Source organism: Actinosynnema sp., from assembly GCF_052038725.1.
This window is the reverse complement of sequence record NZ_JBQGCX010000005.1, coordinates 1-1,956: the sequence shown is the minus strand read 5'-3', so window position 1 is coordinate 1,956 and position 1,956 is coordinate 1. Positions and strand designations below refer to the sequence as shown.

Below are 1,956 nucleotides of genomic sequence, written 5' to 3'. Positions count from 1 at the left end.
CGGACGGCCCCTACGGCGTCGCGGTCGGCCCGGACGGCGCGATCTGGTTCACCGAGGTCGGCGCGGGCAGGCTCGGCCGGATGACTACCGACGGCGAGCACACGCCCGTGCCGCTCAAGCTCTCCCCGTGCGCGCCGACCGTGCTCACCGCCACCGACGACGCCCTCTGGTTCACCGACTTCCGCCACCACCGCCTCGGCCGCACCACCCCCGCCGGGCGCACCACCACCGTCGACCTGCCCGGCGCGGGCCCGTACGGGGTGACCGGCGGCCCGGACGGCGCGGTGTGGTGCACCGCCGCCACCACCGGCCGGATCGGCCGGATCGAGGGTGGCCGCGCCACCTGGTTCGACCTGCCCGCGGGCAGCTTCCCCGCCATGATCACCACCGGCCCGGACGGGGCGCTCTGGTGCACCCTCAACCAGGCGGGCGCGATCGCCAGGCTGGGCGTGGACGGCGACCTGCGCGTCCACCCGCTGCCCACCCCCGGCGCGGGCCCGGTCGGCATCACCGCCACCGCCGACGCGCTGTGGTTCACCGAGGTGCTCGCCGGGCGGATCGGCCGGATCACCCCGGACGGCGAGGTCACCGAGTTCGCGCTGCCCGACCCCGAGGCCCGCCCGCACGCCATCACCGAGGGCCCGGACGGGGCGCTGTGGTTCACCGAGTGGGCCACCGCCGCCGTCACCCGCATGAGCGTGGACGGCGAGCTGACCGGGACCGCCGCCCTGCCGCCCGGCAGCGAGCCGCACGGCATCGCGCTCGGCCCGGACGGCGCGCTGTGGACGGCCCTGGAATCCGGGGCCCTCGCCCGCGTCGAACCCTGACCCGCTTCCCGGCGGGCGAACAATCCTCGGCCGCCGGGAAAGGGCTGTCAACGGAGTTCGCGGATTTCACCTGAACCAGGTCGCGACGGGGTGAGGTGAATTCCCGCACGCACCACGCGCTGTTCCCCTTTTCGCGGCTTTGAGCTGGGCTGATGACTCTGCGGAGCGCTTTTTCCGATTACCCGCAGATATCCCCTCCGGTGTCGTCCCGCCCCCGCTCGGGCACTGTGGGGCGACGCCCGGTGCCGGCAACGTGAATCCCCGTCCGGACGGCCGCCCGAACACGGGCCGAGCCGAGGACGTTCGATCTCGGAGGGGAATTCCGACCATGAAAGAGCGATTCGCCAGACGCCTGCTCACCGCAACCGCGCTCGCCGTCGCCACCCTGCTGCCCGCCGCACCGGGCGCGGTGGCCGAGCCCGCCGACACCTCACCGGTCGTGGAAGCCGTCGCCCTGTCGTCCGCGCAGGGCGTGGGCAACAACGAGGACGGGCGGCTCGAGGTGTTCGCCCGAGGCGCGGACGGGGCGCTGTGGCACATCTGGCAGACCACGCCGAACGGCGCGTGGGGGAACTGGGCCAGCCTCGGCGGCTGGTTCACCGGGACGCCCGCCGTGGGCAGCAACGCCGACGGGCGGCTCGAGGTGTTCGTCCGCGGCGGCGACAACGCCCTGTGGCACACCTGGCAGACGGTCCCGAACGGCGGCTGGAGCGCGTGGTCGAGCCTGGGCGGCTACCTGACCTCGGACCCGGTGGTGGGCAGCAACGAGGACGGTCGGCTGGAGGTCTTCGCGCTCGGCGGGGAGAGCGCCCTGTGGCACATCTGGCAGACCGCGCCCAACAGCGGGTGGGGCGCCTGGTCCAGCCTCGGCGGCTACCTGACCTCGCCACCCGCCGTGGGCAACAACGCCGACGGGCGCTTGGAGGTGTTCGCGCGCGGTGGTGAGGGCGCGCTGTGGCACATCTGGCAGACCGCGCCGAACAGCACCTGGGGCGGCTGGTCGAGCCTGGGTGGTTATCTGACCTCGCCGCCCAGCGTGGGCAGCAACGAGGACGGTCGGCTGGAGGTGTTCGCCCTGGGCGGCGAGAGCGCGTTGTGGCACATCTGGCAGACGTCGCCGAACAGCACG

General features: G+C 73.9%; 2 protein-coding genes. Both read left to right on the top strand.

The window, feature by feature from the left end:
- The coding region (locus ACTUAL_RS00050; RefSeq protein WP_440898811.1) for a Vgb family protein at positions 1-827 on the top strand (827 nt) is incomplete at its 5' end.
- A 328-nt stretch (positions 828-1,155) separates the two neighbouring features.
- On the top strand, positions 1,156-1,956 hold an 801-nt coding region (locus tag ACTUAL_RS00045), incomplete at its 3' end, for a hypothetical protein (protein WP_440898810.1).